Below are 20,239 nucleotides of genomic sequence, written 5' to 3' on the forward strand. Positions count from 1 at the left end.
CTTAGTCTCGGGTTTTTTAATGCCTGCAATTTGCCTCACGTGAGGGTGGCGCATTTACCTCAGGCGTAGGTGCTTTGTAGCAACGTTCAATGAGTAATATTTAGCGTTTAAGTTTTTAATACCTGAACAAAAGTGATTAGTTTTCAGTTATCTGACCCGGATAAATATGTGATCTTTAGTACGTTTGAATAAACGAACTTACCTCGATTAAAAGCTCACAAAACTAGCCGCTCGATATGTGTATTTGATAAGGTAGGGTGTCACTTATTAGAGGGGTCTTCATGCTAAATAAACTAATATTTAATGCAAAAGAAGTTAGGGATAACGAGGCACTAGCTGCTAAAAATAGCCATTGTGAGTTATTTACCCTCATGCAGCGCGCTGGGCACGCTGCATTCAACGCTTGGCAAGACTTTAATGCTGAGCATACGTTAGTTGTTGTAGGACATGGTAATAACGCTGGGGACGCTTATATTACCGCGAGCCTAATTAAGCAAGCGGGTAAGCGAGTAACTTTGTGTGCCGTTAACCCTGAAAAATCACTAACAGGAGATGCTGCAAAAGCGTTTAAGTTATGGCGTGATGAAGGCGGTGAAGTTAATGCTTATACGAGTGAGTTATTAAACCGAAGTGATTTAATTATAGATGCAATGCTAGGTACAGGGATCACAAGCTCGGTTCGCGATAATTTTGCTAAAATTATTAATGAAATTAACACCAGTAATAAACCTGTATTGAGTATAGATGTACCTTCAGGTATCAGCTCAGATACTGGCCAACCTTTAGGTATTGCTATACAAGCAAGTAAAACAATAACCTTTGTTGGTATTAAGCAGGGGCTAACAACGACTATAGGTAAACAACATTGCGGGGAGTTAATATTTGACGATCTAAATATTGGACCTGCATTTTTTGAGCTCGCTACTTCAAGCGGCACACTTATAAATATTAAGAGCTTTAAAAAGCTTGGTGCGCGTAACCTAAATAGCCATAAAGGAACTCATGGTAAACTCCTCTGTGTAGGTGGTAATGAGGGGACGGCTGGCGCAATTAGATTATCCAGCGAGGCCGCACTTAGAGCAGGTGCGGGTATTGTAAAAGTGTATACACATTCAAGTTCTGTAGTGCCTGTAAGCATTGGTAGGCCAGAATTAATGGTAACCAGTACTAATCTAAAAGAAGCGCTTGAGTGGGCTAGCTGCGTAGTTATAGGGCCAGGTCTGGGGCTGAATGAATGGGCACAAAAAACCTTTGAGGAGGTTATATATTATTGCCAAACTAATAACATGCCACTGGTTATCGATGCCGATGCGCTAAATTTATTATCCAAACAAGCCTCATCGTACACATTAAAGCAATGTGTACTTACACCGCACCCAGGAGAAGCATCCAGGCTATTAAGTAAAACTATTGTGGATGTTGAGTCAAATAGGTTTGAGAATGCTCGATTGTGTGCTAAGCGCTATAACGCTACTTGCGTATTAAAAGGAGCCGGAACACTAATTGATAATGCTGAGAATACGTGGGTGTGTGAAGACGGTAACGCAGCACTGGCCGTTGGTGGTAGTGGCGATGTACTCACTGGTATTATTGGTGCTTTATTGGCTCAGGGTTTAAATATTGATGAAGCAGCGCGTTATGGTGTAACACTGCACGCTAAAGCTGGCGATATCGCCAGTGTGCGAGAAGGGGAGCGAGGTATGCTACCCTCCGATTTATTTAAAATAGTTAGATCCTTAATAAATTAAGCTTTCTATTTTTGTTGAATTAAATCCCACTTATTACCGTATAAATCTTCAAAAACAGCAACAACTCCGTAAGGTTCATTACGGGGTTGTTCATTAAAGACAACACCGTTAGCTAACATGTTTTCATGATCGCGCCAAAAATCGTTAGTATGTAAAAATAACCAAACACGCCCACCGGCTTGGTTACCAATAGCACTTATTTGTTCTGGCGCAGTGGCTTGAGCAAGTAGTATATGCGTACCATTTGACTGCGGCGGTGTAATTAACACCCAACGTTTTCCCTCACCTAAATCAGTATCTTCAACTAATTCAAAGCTCAATTTTTTAGTGTAAAACTCAATGGCTTCATCATAATCTTTTACGATTAAGGCAATACTGCCAATATGCTGTTTTATACCTGACATAAACTACTCCTTGATTGTGTTGCTGCGTATTTTTACATATCAGTGTGTGTTTTGTGTAGGGTTGTATATATTTGTAGATTATGCATCTTCATCCGGCGGGTCGCCTGAGTCTTCCTTACGTTTTCTTTGCTCTTGCTTCGCCTTTTGAACATTTTCGTAGGTAGGTGGCGGAATTGGCATCAGGGAAATAAGCGGAAAAAAACGCTAAAAACAAATATGCCCCTGTCGACATACTTTTACCCCAAGTAATCATTTTTAACAAAAGGCAAACTATTAAAAGCAGCAATGCAGATATTAGGGTTACAAGCACTGCGATGAAAGTAATTCCATTACTGTTAAGTATGTCCATGGTGTGGTTTTTTAATTTATACGTTATTACTATTTGGGGGTAAATTGAACAATAACAATAAAAAGTACTAAAAAGTAAAAACCCAGCCGAAGCTGGGTTTTATATAAGATAGGTGCTTAAACGGTGATGATTACATCATGCCGCCCATGCCACCCATTCCGCCCATGCCACCCATATCAGGGGCACCAGCAGCTTCTTCTTTAGGGATTTCAGCAACCATTGCTTCAGTTGTGATCATTAGACCCGCTATAGACCCTGCAAATTGTAGTGCAGAGCGCGTTACTTTAGTTGGATCTAGGATACCCATTTCAATCATGTCGTTGTATTCGCCAGTGGCTGCGTTGTAACCGTAGTTACCTTCGCCACCTTTAACAGCGTTAATAACAACAGATGCTTCGTCACCCGCGTTAGTTACGATTTGACGAAGAGGTGCTTCCATCGCACGAAGGGCAACTTTAACACCGTGGTTTTGATCTTCGTTATCGCCAAGTAGTTCAACTAGCTTGCTAGCTGCACGTACTAGAGCAACACCGCCACCCGGTACTACACCTTCTTCAACCGCTGCACGAGTTGCATGTAATGCATCTTCAACACGGTCTTTTTTCTCTTTCATTTCAATTTCAGTTGCTGCGCCTACTTTAATTACTGCAACACCGCCGGCAAGTTTAGCCATACGCTCTTGTAGTTTTTCTTTATCGTAGTCTGATGTTGCTTCTTCAATTTGTGCTTTAATTTGAGAAACACGACCGGTAATGCCTTCTTCTTCGCCAGCACCATCGATGATAGTTGTATCGTCTTTAGTGATAACAACGCGCTTAGCTGTACCTAGGTCTTCAACTGTTGCTTTTTCAAGCTCAAGGCCAATTTCTTCAGAAATAACAGTACCGCCAGTTAATACGGCGATATCTTGTAACATCGCTTTACGACGGTCGCCAAAACCAGGAGCTTTAACCGCTGATACCTTAACAATGCCGCGCATGTTGTTAACTACAAGCGTTGCAAGTGCTTCGCCTTCAAGGTCTTCAGCAATGATTAATAGTGGCTTGCTTGCTTTAGCAACGGCTTCTAATGTAGGTAGTAGCTCACGAATGTTAGATACTTTTTTATCTACAAGTAGAATAAATGGGTTATCTAATTCAACTGCGCCTTTTTCAGCGTTGTTAATGAAGTAAGGAGATAGGTAACCACGGTCAAACTGCATGCCTTCTACAACATCTAGTTCGTTCTCTAGTGATTGACCTTCTTCAACAGTAATAACACCTGTATTACGGCCTACTTTTTCCATTGCTTCTGCAATGATGTCGCCAATTTCTTTATCAGAGTTAGCTGAAATAGTACCTACTTGAGCAATAGCTTTAGTATCAGCACAAGGAACAGAAAGCGCCTTAAGCTCTGCAACAGCAGCAATGATTGCTTTATCAATACCACGTTTAAGGTCCATTGGGTTCATGCCTGCAGCAACCGCTTTAAGGCCTTCATTAACAATAGACTGTGCAAGTACTGTAGCGGTAGTTGTACCATCGCCGGCTGCATCATTTGCTTTAGATGCAACTTCTTTAACCATTTGCGCGCCCATGTTTTCAAACTTATCTTCAAGTTCGATTTCTTTTGCTACAGATACACCATCTTTAGTGATCACTGGAGAGCCAAACGATTTGTCTAGTACAACGTTACGGCCTTTAGGACCTAATGTAACTTTAACTGCGTTTGCTAGGATGTTTACGCCAGTTAGCATTTTAGCGCGTGCGTCACCTGCAAAAAGTACTTCTTTAGCTGCCATGTTTTAAATTCCTCTAAATTCTTAAATGTGTGTTAAACGAAAAGTAGGCTTAGCCTACAATGCCTAAAATGTTGTCTTCACGCATGATCAGGTACTCTTGACCTTCGATCTTTTCAGTTTTCTCAACATATGAGCCAAATAACACAGTGTCACCGGCTTTTACTTCTAAAGCTCTAACGTCACCGTTATCTAAAATACGACCATTACCTACGGCTACTACTTCTCCGCGAGTTGATTTTTCAGCTGCAGAGCCAGTTAATACAATACCGCCAGCAGATTTTGTTTCTTCTTCTAGACGTTTAACGATTACGCGATCTTGTAAAGGACGAATGTTCATGTTTTTTAGTTCTCCTAACAGTTTCTGAACAGTACAGAAAAAAGCTTTTCTAATTTGCATTCATTAATGGGGGTAGAGTAAAAAATTCCAAGAGAAAAAATGATAAATTTTTAATCTTTTCGTTCAAACTCACCATCAATGGTTGTTGGTTGTTCGGTTTGTTGCTGGTCACGCATCGAATGCGGTTGTTGCGCGTATGGGGAAGGACCTTGTTGCATACCTGCACTCATTCTCACAGTTGCCTGACTTGCAAGGCCTGCAGCTAATTTATTACGAATTGCAGGGGTTAATAAAAGTAAACCAAAAACGTCAGTCATGATGCCTGGCGTTAACAATAGTACACCGGCAATAATTACGCATATTCCCGTGAATAATTCTTTAGCAGGCATCTGGCCTTGCGCCATTTGCGTTTGCGCATTTTGAAGTGCGCCCATACCTTGTTGTTTCACCATCTTCGCACCCACAATAGCGGTTAGTACCACCAAAGCGATTGTTGCGAAGCCACCTATTACGTCACTAACCTGAATTAGTAAGGCAATTTCAATAATAGGAATGATGATAAACAGCAAAAATAAAATTCTAAACATAAGACTCTCTAAAATGACACTCATTAAGGTGCTAATGAAATATAAGTGAGGGTTGTCGGGTCTATTTTCAAGCTAATAAGAGTAAGTAATAAACTTTAATGTTAGTAAAGTTATAGCTAGTGGGTTTAAGTCACTTTACTGTAAAGACCTCAAATGTTGACAGAGTTCGTGTCTACACATTATACCCGCTATCAGCTACTATGGGGCTAGACCCCCGTAAACAAGTAAAGGTTCACTATGACAACGCAATTTAAACTTATTTTTACCACTTGCAGAGATAACCACGAAGCCCGTTTATTGGCTATGGCGCTAATTGAAAAGAAACTGGCTGCTTGTGTAAATATTTTACCTGCCATGACTTCAATTTACATATGGGAAGGTGAAGTAGCCGAGGCAACTGAAGTGAAGCTGCTAATTAAAACCAAGGCCGATAAAATGAACGATGTATTTTTAACTTTGAAAGATCTTCACAGCTATGAAGTACCAGAAATACAAGTCGTTGATGTAGCAACCGGTAACTTGGCTTACTTTAATTGGATGGATGAGGTGCTTCATTAATGCGCTTTATTTTATTTTTTTTATTAAGCGTATTAATGGCGCCTGTTTGGGCAACACAAAATACCCTTGATGATTTTCTTAAACCAACTCAGCACACATTTTTACCGGTAAATGAAGCGTTTGTATTTGATTTTGATCAGCAAGGTAGTACGTTATTTGTTGGTTGGGATATCGCTGATGACTATTATTTATACAAAGATAAAATAGAAATTATTGCTAAAGGTGCCAGCATTGACGTGCCTGAGTTGGGCTCTGGTGAAGTTATTGAAGATGAGTTTTTTGGTAAAACTGAAGTGTTTTTTAATTCTCTCAGTATTATCAGCAAGCTTAGTAATGTAAGTGAAGATGGCGTTGTTAAGGTGCGTTATCAAGGCTGTGCAAAAGCAGGGCTGTGTTATCCACCTGAAATTATAAGCATTCCATTGAGTGTACTGGCAGGTGAGAATAATACTAATGACAATACCGCAACAAGTAGTGCATTCTCGGCACTTAGCCAACCTGTAGAAAAACCTGTTACTGCAGCAACACCTGAGAAAGAGCTCACCTTTACAGAGCAACTAGCTAGTCAGAGCTTAATGGTTAACCTTGCTATATTTTTTGCTGTGGGTGTAGGTTTGGCATTTACACCGTGTGTATTTCCGATGTTCCCTATTTTATCTAGCTTAATTGCGGGTCAAAAGAACCTGTCTACCAAAAAAGCATTTGCACTGTCATTTGTTTATATTCAGGGTATGGCGGTCACCTATGCTGCATTAGGCTTAGTGGTTGCTGCATTAGGCGGCCAAGTGCAAGGTTACTTACAGCACCCATATGTATTGATAAGTTTTAGCTTATTGTTTGTGTTGTTGGCTATGTCGATGTTCGGTTGGTACGAAATAAAATTACCTAGCAGTATGATGAACAAACTAACCCAAGTGAGCAATAACCAAAAAGGCGGTAATTACATTGGGGTATTCCTGATGGGGGTTTTATCAGGGCTTATTGCATCACCCTGTACCACTGCACCTTTATCAGCCGCATTATTATTTGTAGCGCAAAGCGGCGATTACTTAGTCGGTGGACTAACGCTTTACGTACTTAGCCTAGGAATGGGCTTACCACTGTTACTCCTTGGTACATCGGGAGGTAAGCTATTACCTAAAGCTGGCGGGTGGATGGAACAAGTTAAAACTTTATTTGGTTTTATTATGTTAGTTGTGCCACTTATTTTGCTAGAGCGAATTATCGATATCGAGATAATTTTATTATTAGCTGGTTTATTAGCTATCGCTACAGCGCTTTATTTTCATCATTGGCAAAGCGCCCAATCGCAAGGTAAGTTAAAAACTTTACTGTGGTTTATGGCTGTTTTATTAGTGCTCACAGGAATTAACTTAACCAAAAACTATTTTTGGCCAACACCAACAGTGAGTTTGCAAACAACCTCGCAAAGCAATGAGTTTAAACATGTTGCTAACTTGGCCGAGCTTAAACAAGCCGTATCACAAGCAAATAGCGAAGGTCGCATGGTTATGGTGGACTTATACGCTGACTGGTGTGTAGCGTGTAAAGAGTTTGAACATTACACCTTTCCTGATGAAAATGTGCAAAAGGAGTTTAGTCATTATCAGTTAATTCAAATCGATTTAACTGAAAGTGATAGTAAAACTATTGAGCTAATGGAAGAGTATGACGTTTTCGGGTTACCGAGTATTTTGTTTTTTAATACTCAAGGGCAAGAGCTAAGCACGTTGCGAGTGACAGGCTTTTTAAATGCTGAGGATTTTGCTAAACACCTTGCTACAGTGCGTGCCAGCGCACAATAATAGTGCAATAAAGCCACTTAAGTTTACTAAGTGGCTTTGTTATTTATACCTTTCAAAATGTACCTTAAATAGTGATTGGACCAGTATTTTGCTGTTATTTACGTCGAAATCACTATAATACCCAGCTAACGTGAGAAAATGTTGCAATTTAGCTTTTTTATGCTTAGTTTAAAGTTAAAAAATAGCTAGCAATGGCTTAACTCATTACTTAGAGGGTATATCGCGTATTATGGCTGCAAAATTAAAGATTTTAGTTGTTAATGGTCCAAATTTAAACATGCTAGGAAAGCGCGAGCCAGAAAAATACGGTACGCAAACACTTAGCGAGATTATGAGCGAACTAACGAATACCGCTAATAGTCTGAATGTTGAACTTACGCACTTTCAAAGTAATGGTGAGCAAGCGCTCATAGAACGAATTCATAATGCTTGGCAAGCGGTTGATTGTATCATTATTAACCCCGCAGCATTTACGCATACAAGCGTTGCATTACGTGATGCATTGTTAAGTGTTGATATTCCGTTTTATGAGGTGCACTTGAGCAATGTGCACGCACGTGAAGCTTTTCGCCATCATTCTTATTTTTCAGATGTGGCACAAGGCGTTATATGTGGATTAGGTGCAATGGGTTACCACGCAGCATTAAATGCAGCGGTTAACCGGTCGCAAAACGCAATTTAATTTAAAAATTAACACACTAACAAACTAACAGGCGGGTCGTGTAATGGATATTCGCAAGATAAAAAAACTTATCGAATTAGTAGAAGAATCGGGCATTGCGGAACTAGAAATCACTGAAGGTGAAGAGTCGGTACGCATAAACCGTAACAATATGAGTGCGGGTCCAGCTTACCCACAATTTGCACCACAACAATATGCGCCAGCTCCTGCACAGCAAGCGCCAGCCCCTGCTGCCCCTGTAGCAGTTGAAGCAGAAGCTGCGCCTGCTGCACCAACGGGTCATCAAGTTAAATCACCTATGGTTGGTTCATTTTACTCAGCATCTTCTCCAGAGGCACCTGCTTACGTAGAAGTAGGCTCTAAAGTTAATGTAGGCGATACACTGTGTATCATTGAAGCCATGAAAATGATGAACCAAATTGAAGCTGATAAAGCGGGTACTGTACGCGCAATTTTAGCTGAAAATGGCGAGCCAATTGAATTTGACCAACCTCTATTCATCATTGACTAATAGCATAACGTAAAAGGCCAACTCTAATGTTAGATAAAGTAGTCATAGCAAACCGAGGTGAAATAGCACTTCGTATATTGCGCGCCTGCAAAGAGCTTGGGATCAAAACGGTTGCTGTTCATTCAACGGCGGATCGCGATCTTAAGCATGTATTGCTTGCAGATGAAACCATCTGTATTGGTAAGCCATCAGCAACAGAAAGTTATTTAGATATACCGCGCATTATTGCTGCGGCCGAAATAACTGATGCGGTAGCGATTCACCCAGGTTATGGTTTCCTTGCAGAAAACGCAGATTTTGCAGACCAAGTTGAGCAAAGCGGTTTTGTATTTATTGGGCCAAAAGGCGACACAATTCGTCTAATGGGCGATAAAGTATCTGCTATTGCCGCAATGCGTAAAGCAGGCGTTCCATGTGTGCCGGGTTCTGATGGCCCTGTAACAGACGATAACGAACGCAACATGCAAATTGCTAAGCGCATTGGTTATCCGGTTATTATTAAAGCCGCTGGTGGCGGTGGTGGCCGTGGTATGCGTGTAGTACGCAATGAATCTGAATTAGTAAATTCAATTTCACTAACGCAGCAAGAAGCTAAACAGTTTTTTGGTAACGGTATGGTTTACATGGAGAAATACCTTGAAAACCCGCGTCATATCGAAGTACAAGTATTAGCCGACGGACAAGGTAATGCAGTTCACTTAGGTGAACGCGATTGTTCAATGCAGCGCCGTCATCAAAAGGTAGTTGAAGAAGCACCAGCGCCAGGTATAACAGCAGAGACGCGTAAGTTTATTGGTGAGCGTTGTACACGTGCGTGTATTGAAATTGGTTACCGTGGCGCGGGTACGTTTGAGTTTTTATACGAAAACGGCGAGTTTTACTTCATTGAAATGAATACCCGTATTCAGGTTGAGCACCCAGTAACAGAAATGGTTACGGGTATTGACTTAATCAAAGAGCAGCTAAAAATAGCAGCGGGTCAGCCATTATCATTCACGCAAGACGATGTCGTTATTCGTGGTCATGCGATTGAATGTCGAATTAATGCTGAAGACCCTGAAACGTTTATCCCGTCACCGGGTAAAATTACACGTTTTCACCCCGCTGGTGGGCTAGGTATTCGTTGGGACAGCCATATTTACGCTGACTATACGGTTCCACCACATTACGATTCAATGATTGGCAAGCTAATTACTTACGGTGAAAACCGTGACGTAGCTATTGCCCGTGCACGTAATGCACTAAACGAATTAGTAATTGATGGGATTAAAACTAATACTCCTTTGCATAAGCGTATTCTTGCAGACGAGAATTTCCAAAATGGTGGAACTAATATTCACTACCTTGAGAAAAAGTTAGGTTTGTAATCTTCCTAAATTAAAAAACCGGACTTTTGCCGGTTTTTTATGCCTGAAACTTCAATTTATCGCCATAAATAAATAATCTGGTATGATTAGCTAATATGCGCTTTTAAGTTAATTTTGAGGTAATAATGACCCGTAGTTTTGAATCTCACTTAAATGATGAACTTGCAACTGTTGCAATGGGTGAGCAAGTAGCAGCAATTATTGAGCAAGGTGCTGTGATTTATTTACATGGTGATTTAGGCGCTGGTAAAACAACGTTTACACGTGGTGTGGTGCAAGGCTTTGGTCATACAGGTAAAGTTAAGAGTCCAACATATACACTAGTTGAACCCTATGAGCTTGACCGTGCAAACGTTTATCACTTTGACTTGTATCGTTTAGGTGATCCAGAAGAACTTGAATTTATGGGTATACGCGATTATTTTTCACCGCAGGCTATTTGTGTTGTTGAGTGGCCAGAAAAGGGGGGGGAGTTTATTCCTGTACCCGATTTAGATATAACGCTAAGCTATGTAGGTGACGAGCGTAAAATTGTGTTCAAAAGTACCAGTGAACGTGGTGCAGCAATTGTCGATAAACTAAAAAAATAAATAATAAAATAGTGAAGGCAGTAATTATCAAATGAATCGAGGCGCAGTTAAACTCTCAGTTTCTCTTATGATTTTCATCATGAGCTTTTCTTTGTGGGCACAAAACACGATAAATAGTGTGCGTGTGTGGCCATCTCCAGATAGTACACGCGTTGTATTTGATTTAGACGATAAACCCGATTTTAGTTATTTTATGCTAAAAAACCCAAGCCGCTTAGTGGTTGACCTAGAAAACACCAAAGAGCTTAAAGTACTACCCGGTGTGCCACCTAAGCACCAAATTGTTAGCAAATTACGTTACTCAAAGCCCAAAAATAAGCAAAGCGTTCGTTTAGTATTTGAGCTAAGCGCACCCGTAAAACCAGTGCTATTTGCGCTTGCGCCTACTGGTCCATACAAAAATAGGCTTGTGGTCGATTTATATAATAAAAGTGAACCAGAACCAGTGGCTTCACCTGCACAAAAAGCGGCAAAAAAACGTCAACTTAGCCAAGAACGCGATATTGTAATTGCTATCGATGCGGGGCATGGCGGAGAGGACCCTGGCTCAATAGGGCCATCAGGCACGTATGAAAAAACGGTTACGTTGCAAATAGCTAAGCGTCTTGAGCGAATGATAGACGCTGAGCGGGGCATGATTTCGCGTATGGTACGAAGTGGCGATTACTTTGTAAAACTTAATACGAGAACAAACAGAGCACGAGAGAAAAAAGCCGACTTTTTTGTGTCTATTCACGCAGATGCATTTACAAGCCCTGGTCCTAATGGTGCATCGGTATGGGTATTATCATTACGAAGAGCTAATTCTGAAATAGGTAAATGGATAGAAGATAAAGAAAAACATTCCGAGTTACTCGGTGGTGCAGCCGATGTAATGAAAGATGCGGCTAACGAAAAATACTTAGCGCAAGCATTACTTGATATGTCGATGGATCATTCAATGAAAACCGGCTTAAACGTTGCAGAAGAAGTAGTTAAAGAGCTACGAAAAGTTGCAAAGCTTCATAAAAAAGACCCGCAACATGCTAGCCTTGCGGTTCTTAAGTCGCCAGATATTCCCTCTATTTTGGTCGAAACGGGGTTTATATCTAACCCGCGAGAAGAAAAATTATTGAAAAGTGCAAATCATCAAGAGCGTTTAGCCAAGGCTATGTTCACTTCAATTAAAAATTACTATTTGAAAAACCCACCAGATGATTCGTTGTTTGCAAAATTAAAGTCGCAATACCCTACAAAACATAAAGTACGCCCAGGTGAATCTTTAAGTATGTTGGCAAGCCGTTATGGGGTCAGCATAAGTAAAATAAAAAAAGTAAATAAACTAAATTCAAACACGCTTTTTATTGGTCAAGAGCTCGACATACCACAGAGTTAATTACATAAATCTGCACGCAGTTTGCTAGGAAATATCATGAATATTGAAATACTACCTGCCCGTTTAGCCAACCAGATTGCCGCAGGTGAAGTGGTTGAGCGTCCAGCGTCGGTAGTAAAAGAGCTTGTTGAAAATAGCCTAGATGCTGGCGCTACTCGTATTCAAATAGAGATAGAGCGTGGTGGCCATAAGCTTATTCGTATTCGTGATAATGGCTCGGGTATAGGTAAAGAAGAGCTCACACTTGCGCTTTCTCGCCATGCGACAAGTAAGTTAAAGTCGCTTGATGATTTAGAAAATATTTGCTCACTAGGTTTTAGGGGCGAGGCATTAGCTTCAATTAGCTCAGTATCGCGATTAACCCTCAGCTCCAAACCAAAGACTCAAGACGCTGCTTGGCAAGCATTTGCAGAAGGCCGTGATATGGCTGTGCAAGTTAAGCCGGTTGCTCACCCTGATGGCACCACCATTGAGGTTAAAGATCTATTTTTTAATACCCCTGCACGGCGCAAATTTTTACGTACCGAAAAAACAGAGTTTACCCATATTGATGAGCTCATTAAGCGTATAGCGCTTAGCCGGTTTGATGTATCGATTACGCTGACTCATAACGAAAAAGTAGTTAGGCAATACCGCGCCAAAACAGATCCCGCTCACGCCATAACTCGCGTTGCACAAGTTGCAGGTAAGGCGTTTGCAGAGCAAGGACTTCATATTCAATCAGGGGAAGCAGGGCTTCAACTACATGGCTGGGTTTTACCGGTAGGCTCTGTAAATACAACGCAGTACACGTATGTAAATAATCGTATGATGCGCGATAAGCTCATTTTACACGCTATTCGTCAGGCATTTGAAGAAGTTAGTGGGGTACAAGAGCTACCAGGGTTTGTAATTTATATTGATATTGACCCACGCCAAGTTGATGTCAATGTACACCCAGCAAAGCATGAAGTACGTTTTCATCAAGGTCGCTTAGTACATGACTTTATTTTACAAGCCATCAAGCAAGTTGTGGTGCCATTGCAAGGTGAGTTTAACAATGAAGCGGTAACGACAGCTGATGATCATTTACCTGCATTTACTCATGCCATGCATCCGTCGACATCTAAAAATGAGACTAGCGGCGGTTACGATTATCCTAAATCTCAGTTACAACCAAATTACTCAGGTAGTTCAAGTTCAAGTACGGCTGGTGCGAAAAGTAGTGGTGGCGAATACAGAGCATCATCAAGTGCAAACCATCAAGACGTGAATGCGTTTTATCAGGGAGTGAGTGAACAACATGCTGCTCACTTTGATGTCGTGGCGCAAACCACTCAGCAAGATTCATCAGTACCTGATCAAAGTGCTGTGAGTATGGTGTCTATTATTAGTTTGCATGATGGAAACTGTGTCTTTAGTGCGCAGCAGCAGCTATTTTGCTCACATTTTAAATACGCCATAGTTGATGATTGGCATGAGCAAATTAAAGAGCAAGGTAGCCTTGAAGGTAAAGCATTGTTATTACCTGTCAGGGTTAATTTATCAAAAGAAGACTGTTTGCTACTCGAAGGGCAGCAATCGTGGTTCACGCTGCTTGGCTTTGAATTGGTGATAGAGAAGCAGTTTGTCATGGTTAAAAAGCTGCCATCATGTTTGTATTTACTTGATGTAAGTAATGCTGTTAACGAGTTACTAAGCGCCTGTAAAAGGCAGCTTGAAAACATAGAAGATTGGTTAAAATGGCAGGCCGAATGTATACCGCCGCGCTTTTATGCTAGCAACGTATTTATAACTCAACAAATGCGCTTACAAAATAATCCGCAAACTATTGAACGCTTGCGTGAAAAAGCAGTTAAAATAGAGCTAAGTCAGTATTTAGCGCAATTAAATTAGGGTGTTCGTGTTGAGTCAATTACCAGTTATATTTTTAATGGGTCCCACTGCTGCAGGTAAAACAGCATTGGCTATTTCTTTGTGCGAGCATTTAAATACAGAGATAATCAGCGTCGATTCAGCATTAGTGTATAAAGGTATGGACATTGGCACTGCAAAACCTGATTCAGAAGAATTGGCTCGCGCTCCACATCATCTTATTGATCTGCTTGACCCGAGTGAAACGTATTCTGTTGCAGATTTTAGACGTGATGCAATAAAAAAAATTGATGAATTTCATCAACAAGGTAAAGTACCTGTATTAGTTGGAGGTACAATGCTGTACTTCAAGGCACTTATTGACGGTTTATCGCCTCTGCCTGAGGCAGACCCAGCTATAAGGGCTCAACTTGAAGCAGAGGCTAGTGAGTTTGGCTGGCCACACTTGTATCAAGAACTCGTAAAAATAGATCCACAAGCGGCACAAAAAATGAGTGAAAACGACTCGCAAAGAATTAACCGTGCGCTGGAGGTATATCGATTAACCGGTAAAACAATGACTGAACTGCAAAAGCAAAAGCAGCCACCTTTACCGTATACTTTTCATCAATTTGCCATCGCGCCGCAAGAGCGAAGTGAATTACATCAACGAATTGAAGAAAGGTTTAAAATAATGATAGATCAGGGGTTTGAAAATGAAGTTTCGGCCTTATATCTACGTAAAGATTTACATCACAATATGCCTTCTATTCGTTGTGTGGGCTATAGACAGATGTGGGATTACCTTGCGGGTGAAGTAAGTCATGATGAAATGGTGTTTCGAGGTATTGCAGCAACCCGGCAATTGGCTAAACGTCAATTAACTTGGTTGAGAAGTTGGCCTGATGTTACTTGGTTAACAACCGGCGATGAAGAAAACTTGCATCATGTAGTAAGTTCGCTAAGCTAGTAGTAGTTGGATATGATTTAGCTTTATTAAATGAGTTCAGCCACTTAATTATAATAACACCTAGAACGAAGGAAGAATAACATGGCAAAAGGCCAATCGTTACAAGACCCATTTTTGAATGCACTACGTCGTGAGCGCATTCCGGTATCAATCTTTTTGGTTAATGGCATAAAATTACAAGGTAAAATCCAGTCATTTGATCAATTTGTTATTTTACTTGAAAACACGGTAAATCAAATGGTTTACAAACACGCAATTTCAACAGTTGTACCTGCTCGCGCAGTCAACTTCCAAGGTGTTCAAGGGAGCGATGACACTGAAGAACCAGAAGCTGGAAACTTTTAATTAGGAGCGTAATGCTTGTTTGACCGCTATGAATCCGGCGAACAGGCAATTTTAGTTCATATCGACTTACCTAAAGAAGGGGATCGTGAAGATCTTCATGAATTAGAGATGTTGGTATCTTCTGCTGGTGTTAGTAGTTTGGCGGTTGTGCAAGGCAGCCGTCAAGCACCACATCCGAAACTATTCGTCGGTACCGGTAAAGCAGAAGAAATAGCTGAGATTGTCAAAATCCACAATGCAGATGTCGTTATTTTTAATCATCAACTCAGACCGTCACAAGAACGCAACTTAGAGCGCGTTTGTCAGTGCCGTGTGCTTGATAGAACGACCCTTATTCTTGATATTTTTGCCCAACGTGCACGTACCCATGAGGGTAAATTGCAGGTTGAATTGGCACAACTTCGTCATATGTCTACTCGGCTGATCCGAGGGTGGACTCACCTTGAGCGTCAAAAGGGCGGTATCGGTTTACGTGGACCAGGTGAAACTCAATTAGAGACCGATAGGCGTTTACTGCGCGTACGTATTCAAAGTATTCGTGCACGACTACAAAAAGTGGCAGTCCAGCGTGAGCAGGGTAGACGCGCGCGTAACCGTAATGAAATTCCAACGGTGTCGTTAGTGGGTTACACTAATGCGGGTAAATCTACATTATTTAATCGTATTACAGATTCTGAGGTCTATGCTGCCGATCAGCTTTTTGCGACGCTTGACCCAACACTGCGTAAACTGGAGTTGGGTGATGTTGGCCAAGTGATTTTAGCCGATACCGTGGGTTTTATCCGTCATTTGCCTCACGATTTAGTGGCTGCATTTAAAGCAACATTGACCGAAACACGTGAAGCCGATTTGCAGTTACACGTAATTGATGCTGCTGATTCGCGGATTAAAGAAAATATTGAACAAGTGCAATCGGTGCTTAAAGAAATTGAAGCCGATGACGTTCCACAGCTATTAATTTATAATAAAATTGATGCGCTTGACAATGTTGCTCCGCGTATTGATCGAGATAGTGAAGGTCAACCTATAAGAGTATGGTTGTCTGCACAAACGGGTGAAGGGTGTGAATTACTAAGCGAAGCCATTAGCGAATTGCTTGCTAAAAAAATGTTTAGTGAAACGCTTTTATTAACCCCTTTATACGGGCGTTTAAGGGCTTCACTTTTTAGCTTAAATGCGGTGCATGAAGAGCGATTTGATGAACAAGGCAATTGGCTACTAGATGTAAGAATGCCAATGGTTGAATGGAATCGCTTAATTAAAGAATTTGGTCCTGAAATTGTTGGTTTTATCAACCAAGATTAAAAATTGACGTTTAAATGTCGGTTTTTGTATGAGAAACGCAGTAGATTTGATAGATTTAACACAATTTCCTAATTTATTTAGATAACAATGGAGTATAGCTATGGCCTGGAATGAACCGGGTAATAATGGCAATGACAAAGATCCGTGGAACAATAAAGGCGGACGTGATCAAGGCCCACCTGATTTAGACGAGGTGTTCCGTAAGTTTAGTAACAAGTTCGGCGGCTTATTTGGCGGTAAAAAATCCGGCAATGGAAGCGGTGGCGGACTTGGCGGAGCCGGTATTTCATTTATCCTCATTATCGCCGCTATTGTGTGGGCGTTAAGTGGTATTTATACGGTTAAAGAAGCCGAACGTGGTGTTGTTTTGCAGTTTGGTAAATATGACCGAATTGCTGAACCAGGCCTGCGTTGGAAAATGACGTTTATTGAAACGGTTATCCCAGTTGATATCGAAGCCGTTCGTTCACTGTCGGCGTCTGGCTTTATGCTTACTGAAGATGAAAACGTGGTAAGTGTTGAGTTTCAGGTGCAATACCGTGTTATTGACCCATACCTTTACAAGTTTAGCGTAACGAATGCTGATAGCAGTTTAGAAGAAGCGCTAGACAGTGCACTGCGTTATGTTGTGGGTCATGCAAAAATGGACCAAGTTTTAACGAACGGCCGCGAAGAAGTGCGTCAAAACACATGGGATGAGCTTAACAAGGTAATCGAACCATACAATCTTGGTTTAATTGTTACTGATGTTAACTTTAAAGATTCTCGCCCACCTACTGAAGTTAAAGATGCGTTTGATGATGCGATTGCAGCGCAAGAAGATGAAGAGCGTTTCATCCGTGAAGCAGAAGCGTATGCGCGTGAAATTGAACCGCGTGCACGTGGTCAAGTAACACGTATGACGCAAGAAGCTGAAGGTTACCAAGAGCGAATTACATTAGAGGCACAAGGTGAGGTTGCTCGTTTTGAAAAGCTATTACCTGAGTATCTAGCGGCTAAAGAAGTAACGCGTGAACGCTTATACATTGATGCAATGGAAGAAGTGTTAGGTAGCAGTTCTAAGGTGTTAGTTGATGTGAAGGGTGGTAATAACATGATGTACTTACCTCTTGATAAAATCATGGAAAAGCAAGGCACTGCAACACGTGTTGCTTTACCAAGCTCAAGTGACATTCAAGACTTAAGAAACAAAGTAAATACATCACGTAACAGCACCGTTAATAGCAGCAACGACCGCTTTAACAACGATCGCTTTAACTAGGGGAGATAAGCATAATGAAAAATTTTAGTTTAGTAATACTACTAGTTGCCATTGTGATGTCTTTCTCATCGGTATTTGTTGTACCTGAAGGGCAAAAAGCAATTGTGCTATTGTTCAGTAAAGTACAAAAAGATGACGATGATCAAGCGGTTGTTTATGGCCCAGGTTTGCATTTGAAAGTCCCATTTTTTAGCCAAGTACGTCGTATTGATGCACGTATTCAAACGCTAGATGGAACGCCAGATCGTTTTGTGACAAGTGAGAAGAAAGACTTAATTGTTGATTCGTTTGTAAAATGGCGTGTTAACGACTTTAGTGCTTTTTACTTACGTGCACGTGGCGACAAGCAATATGCTGAAACGTTACTTGAGCAAAAGGTTAATAACGGACTTCGTACTAACTTTGGTACACGCACAATTCGTGAAATTGTATCGGGTGAGCGTAGTGAGCTTATGGAAGAAGCATTGGTTCAAGCTTCTGAAAGTGCCCGCGAGTTAGGTATTGAAGTGCTAGACGTACGTGTTAAGCAAATTAATTTGCCTCAAGAAGTAAGTAGTTCGATTTATCAACGTATGCGTGCTGAGCGTACTGCCGTTGCTAAAGAGCACCGCTCTGAGGGTCAGGAAAAAGCGGAGACTATTCGTGCTAGCGTTGACCGTCGAGTGACAGTTATGCTTGCAGACGCTGAACGTAACTCACGCTCAGTGCGTGGTCAAGGTGATGCAGATGCTGCCGCTATTTATGCAAATGCATATAATAAAGATCCAGAGTTTTTCAGCTTTGTACGTTCTTTAGAAGCGTATAAGAAAACATTTAAAGGTAAGCAAGATGTGATGGTGCTTTCACCAGACAGCGACTTCTTCCAATATATGAAAGGCGCTAAAGCGCAGTAGACTATATTTGTACTTTTAAAATTTAAAGCCCCGCACTAGCGGGGCTTTTTGTTTAATACAATCTACAACTTTAAATCACTGTTATATATGTGGTTATTTACCCATATTTTAATTTAATATTTCTTCGCAGAAAAAATAAGCTGAACAGGGGTGATCTTTACTTGGGTTTTCTGGTAAAATCTCGTCCTAATTTTCTCTAAGTGAATTTACAATGGGTAAAAACGTTGTTGTATTAGGCACCCAATGGGGTGACGAAGGTAAGGGTAAGGTAGTTGACCTCCTTACGGACAAAGCATCTTTAGTAGTTCGTTATCAAGGTGGCCACAATGCAGGTCATACTTTAGTTATCGAAGGTAAAAAGACGGTTCTACACCTTATTCCATCGGGTGTATTACGTGACAATGTTAAATGTGTGATTGGTAACGGTGTTGTTTTATCACCAGAAGCGCTAATGAAAGAAATTGGCATGCTTGAAGAGCGAGGCGTACCAGTACGCGAACGTCTTTTAATAAGTGAAGCATGTCCGCTAATTTTGCCTTTCCATGTTGCATTAGATGTAGCCCGCGAAACAGCCCGTGGCGACAAGCCAATTGGCACAACTGGCCGTGGCATTGGTCCTGCGTACGAAGATAAAGTAGCACGTCGCGGTTTACGCGTAGGTGACTTATTTAATCCTGAATTATTTGCAGCTAAACTAAAAGAAGTTCTTGAGTACCATAACTTCACGCTAGTTAACTACTATAAAGTAGACGCTGTAGATTTCCAAAAAACGTTTGATGATGCGATGGCTGTTGCAGATATCTTAAAAGCAATGGTTGTAGATGTAACTGAGCTTTTAGACCAAACACGTTTAGCAGGTGAGCACATTTTATTTGAAGGTGCGCAAGGTACATTACTTGATATTGATCACGGTACTTATCCTTATGTAACTTCGTCAAACACGACCGCTGGTGGCGTTGCAACTGGTGCTGGTTTTGGTCCACTAAACCTTGACTACGTGTTAGGTATTATCAAAGCGTACACAACACGTGTTGGTTCAGGCCCTTTCCCTACAGAGCTTTACGATGGCCTTGATAAGCAAGACCCAGTTGGTAAGCACTTAGGTGACAAAGGTCATGAGTTTGGTGCTACAACAGGTCGTCTTCGTCGTACTGGTTGGTTAGATGCAGTGGCAATGCGCCGTGCAGTTCAAATCAACAGTATTTCAGGTTTTTGTTTAACTAAGCTTGATGTTTTAGATGGCTTAGAAACATTGAAAATCTGTACTGGCTACCAGCTTGAAGATGGCACTGTTACAAACGTAACACCATTAGCTGCTGAAGGTTACGAGAAAGTAACACCAGTATATGAAGAGATGCCGGGTTGGTCTGAAAATACTGTGGGTGTAACTTCACTTGAAGGCTTACCAAAAGCTGCAATTGATTACATCAAGCGTATTGAAGAAATCACTGGTGTTCCAATTGATATTATTTCTACAGGTCCAGACCGCGTAGAAACGATGGTACTTCGCAACCCGTTTGCTTAATTACCATAAATATA

At 41.1% G+C, this 20,239-nt stretch carries 19 protein-coding genes; 15 read left to right on the forward strand and 4 right to left on the reverse strand.

Annotation, left to right across the window (positions count from 1 at the left end; genetic code table 11):
• Positions 1 to 281 precede the first annotated feature (281 nt).
• Positions 282 to 1,748: a bifunctional ADP-dependent NAD(P)H-hydrate dehydratase/NAD(P)H-hydrate epimerase gene (locus P20480_RS12300; protein ID WP_008128357.1), complete on the forward strand. Its 1,467-nt coding sequence runs from the start codon at positions 282 to 284 to the stop codon at positions 1,746 to 1,748.
• A gap of 5 nt (positions 1,749 to 1,753) precedes the next feature.
• Here P20480_RS12300 and P20480_RS12295 read toward each other — a convergent pair whose 3' ends face one another.
• The 4 genes from P20480_RS12295 to P20480_RS12280 form a co-directional block, all read right to left on the reverse strand.
• Positions 1,754 to 2,152, reverse strand: a complete 399-nt coding sequence (locus tag P20480_RS12295) for a VOC family protein (protein ID WP_008128360.1) — start codon at positions 2,150 to 2,152, stop codon at positions 1,754 to 1,756.
• 479 nt (positions 2,153 to 2,631) lie between these two features.
• Positions 2,632 to 4,281, reverse strand: coding sequence for a chaperonin GroEL (gene groL / locus P20480_RS12290; RefSeq protein ID WP_006791253.1), 1,650 nt, complete (start codon positions 4,279 to 4,281; stop codon positions 2,632 to 2,634).
• Positions 4,282 to 4,330: 49 nt separating this feature from the next.
• Positions 4,331 to 4,618 (reverse strand): co-chaperone GroES, encoded by a 288-nt coding sequence (locus P20480_RS12285; RefSeq protein WP_006791252.1) that lies wholly within the window; start codon positions 4,616 to 4,618, stop codon positions 4,331 to 4,333.
• A gap of 110 nt (positions 4,619 to 4,728) precedes the next feature.
• Positions 4,729 to 5,205 carry an FxsA family protein gene (locus tag P20480_RS12280; RefSeq protein ID WP_008128365.1) on the reverse strand — a complete coding sequence of 159 codons (477 nt, stop codon included), beginning with the start codon at positions 5,203 to 5,205 and terminating at the stop codon, positions 4,729 to 4,731.
• Between the two features lie 237 nt (positions 5,206 to 5,442).
• Here P20480_RS12280 and cutA point away from each other — a divergent pair, with 237 nt between their 5' ends.
• The 14 genes from cutA to P20480_RS12210 all read left to right on the forward strand — a co-directional run bounded on the left by cutA (position 5,443) and on the right by P20480_RS12210 (position 20,225).
• A complete protein-coding gene (gene cutA, locus P20480_RS12275; protein WP_008113508.1) occupies positions 5,443 to 5,763 on the forward strand; it encodes a divalent-cation tolerance protein CutA in 321 nt (106 codons plus the stop codon).
• Positions 5,763 to 7,568: a protein-disulfide reductase DsbD gene (locus P20480_RS12270; RefSeq protein WP_008128368.1), complete on the forward strand. Its 1,806-nt coding sequence runs from the start codon at positions 5,763 to 5,765 to the stop codon at positions 7,566 to 7,568. The genes cutA and P20480_RS12270 overlap by 1 nt, the downstream gene beginning before the upstream one ends.
• Before the next feature lie 229 nt (positions 7,569 to 7,797).
• Complete coding sequence (gene aroQ / locus P20480_RS12265; RefSeq protein WP_006791248.1) at positions 7,798 to 8,250, forward strand: type II 3-dehydroquinate dehydratase; 453 nt, start codon at positions 7,798 to 7,800, stop codon at positions 8,248 to 8,250.
• A 43-nt stretch (positions 8,251 to 8,293) separates the two neighbouring features.
• Positions 8,294 to 8,761, forward strand: coding sequence for an acetyl-CoA carboxylase biotin carboxyl carrier protein (gene accB / locus P20480_RS12260; protein WP_008128370.1), 468 nt, complete (start codon positions 8,294 to 8,296; stop codon positions 8,759 to 8,761).
• A gap of 26 nt (positions 8,762 to 8,787) precedes the next feature.
• Positions 8,788 to 10,128 carry an acetyl-CoA carboxylase biotin carboxylase subunit gene (gene accC / locus P20480_RS12255; protein ID WP_008128373.1) on the forward strand — a complete coding sequence of 447 codons (1,341 nt, stop codon included), beginning with the start codon at positions 8,788 to 8,790 and terminating at the stop codon, positions 10,126 to 10,128.
• 125 nt (positions 10,129 to 10,253) lie between these two features.
• Positions 10,254 to 10,718 carry a tRNA (adenosine(37)-N6)-threonylcarbamoyltransferase complex ATPase subunit type 1 TsaE gene (tsaE, locus tag P20480_RS12250; protein ID WP_008128374.1) on the forward strand — a complete coding sequence of 155 codons (465 nt, stop codon included), beginning with the start codon at positions 10,254 to 10,256 and terminating at the stop codon, positions 10,716 to 10,718.
• Between the two features lie 79 nt (positions 10,719 to 10,797).
• Positions 10,798 to 12,093, forward strand: coding sequence for an N-acetylmuramoyl-L-alanine amidase (locus P20480_RS12245; protein WP_008128378.1), 1,296 nt, complete (start codon positions 10,798 to 10,800; stop codon positions 12,091 to 12,093).
• Positions 12,094 to 12,129: 36 nt separating this feature from the next.
• Positions 12,130 to 13,968 carry a DNA mismatch repair endonuclease MutL gene (mutL, locus tag P20480_RS12240; protein ID WP_008128380.1) on the forward strand — a complete coding sequence of 613 codons (1,839 nt, stop codon included), beginning with the start codon at positions 12,130 to 12,132 and terminating at the stop codon, positions 13,966 to 13,968.
• A 10-nt stretch (positions 13,969 to 13,978) separates the two neighbouring features.
• Entirely contained in the window at positions 13,979 to 14,896 is a 918-nt protein-coding gene (gene miaA, locus P20480_RS12235; RefSeq protein ID WP_008128382.1) for a tRNA (adenosine(37)-N6)-dimethylallyltransferase MiaA, read from the forward strand.
• Between the two features lie 81 nt (positions 14,897 to 14,977).
• On the forward strand, positions 14,978 to 15,241 hold the full coding sequence (gene hfq, locus P20480_RS12230; RefSeq protein ID WP_006791241.1) for an RNA chaperone Hfq: 264 nt from the start codon (positions 14,978 to 14,980) through the stop codon (positions 15,239 to 15,241).
• Between the two features lie 15 nt (positions 15,242 to 15,256).
• Positions 15,257 to 16,546, forward strand: coding sequence for a ribosome rescue GTPase HflX (gene hflX / locus P20480_RS12225; RefSeq protein ID WP_008128385.1), 1,290 nt, complete (start codon positions 15,257 to 15,259; stop codon positions 16,544 to 16,546).
• A 100-nt stretch (positions 16,547 to 16,646) separates the two neighbouring features.
• A complete protein-coding gene (hflK, locus tag P20480_RS12220) occupies positions 16,647 to 17,807 on the forward strand; it encodes an FtsH protease activity modulator HflK (RefSeq protein ID WP_006791239.1) in 1,161 nt (386 codons plus the stop codon).
• Positions 17,808 to 17,821: 14 nt separating this feature from the next.
• On the forward strand, positions 17,822 to 18,700 hold the full coding sequence (gene hflC / locus P20480_RS12215; protein WP_006791238.1) for a protease modulator HflC: 879 nt from the start codon (positions 17,822 to 17,824) through the stop codon (positions 18,698 to 18,700).
• A gap of 211 nt (positions 18,701 to 18,911) precedes the next feature.
• Positions 18,912 to 20,225, forward strand: a complete 1,314-nt coding sequence (locus P20480_RS12210; RefSeq protein WP_008128387.1) for an adenylosuccinate synthase — start codon at positions 18,912 to 18,914, stop codon at positions 20,223 to 20,225.
• The last annotated feature ends 14 nt before the right edge of the window (positions 20,226 to 20,239 follow it).

The sequence above is a fragment of the Pseudoalteromonas sp. BSi20480 genome (assembly GCF_000241365.1).
Taxonomy (GTDB): Bacteria; Pseudomonadota; Gammaproteobacteria; order Enterobacterales; family Alteromonadaceae; genus Pseudoalteromonas; species Pseudoalteromonas marina.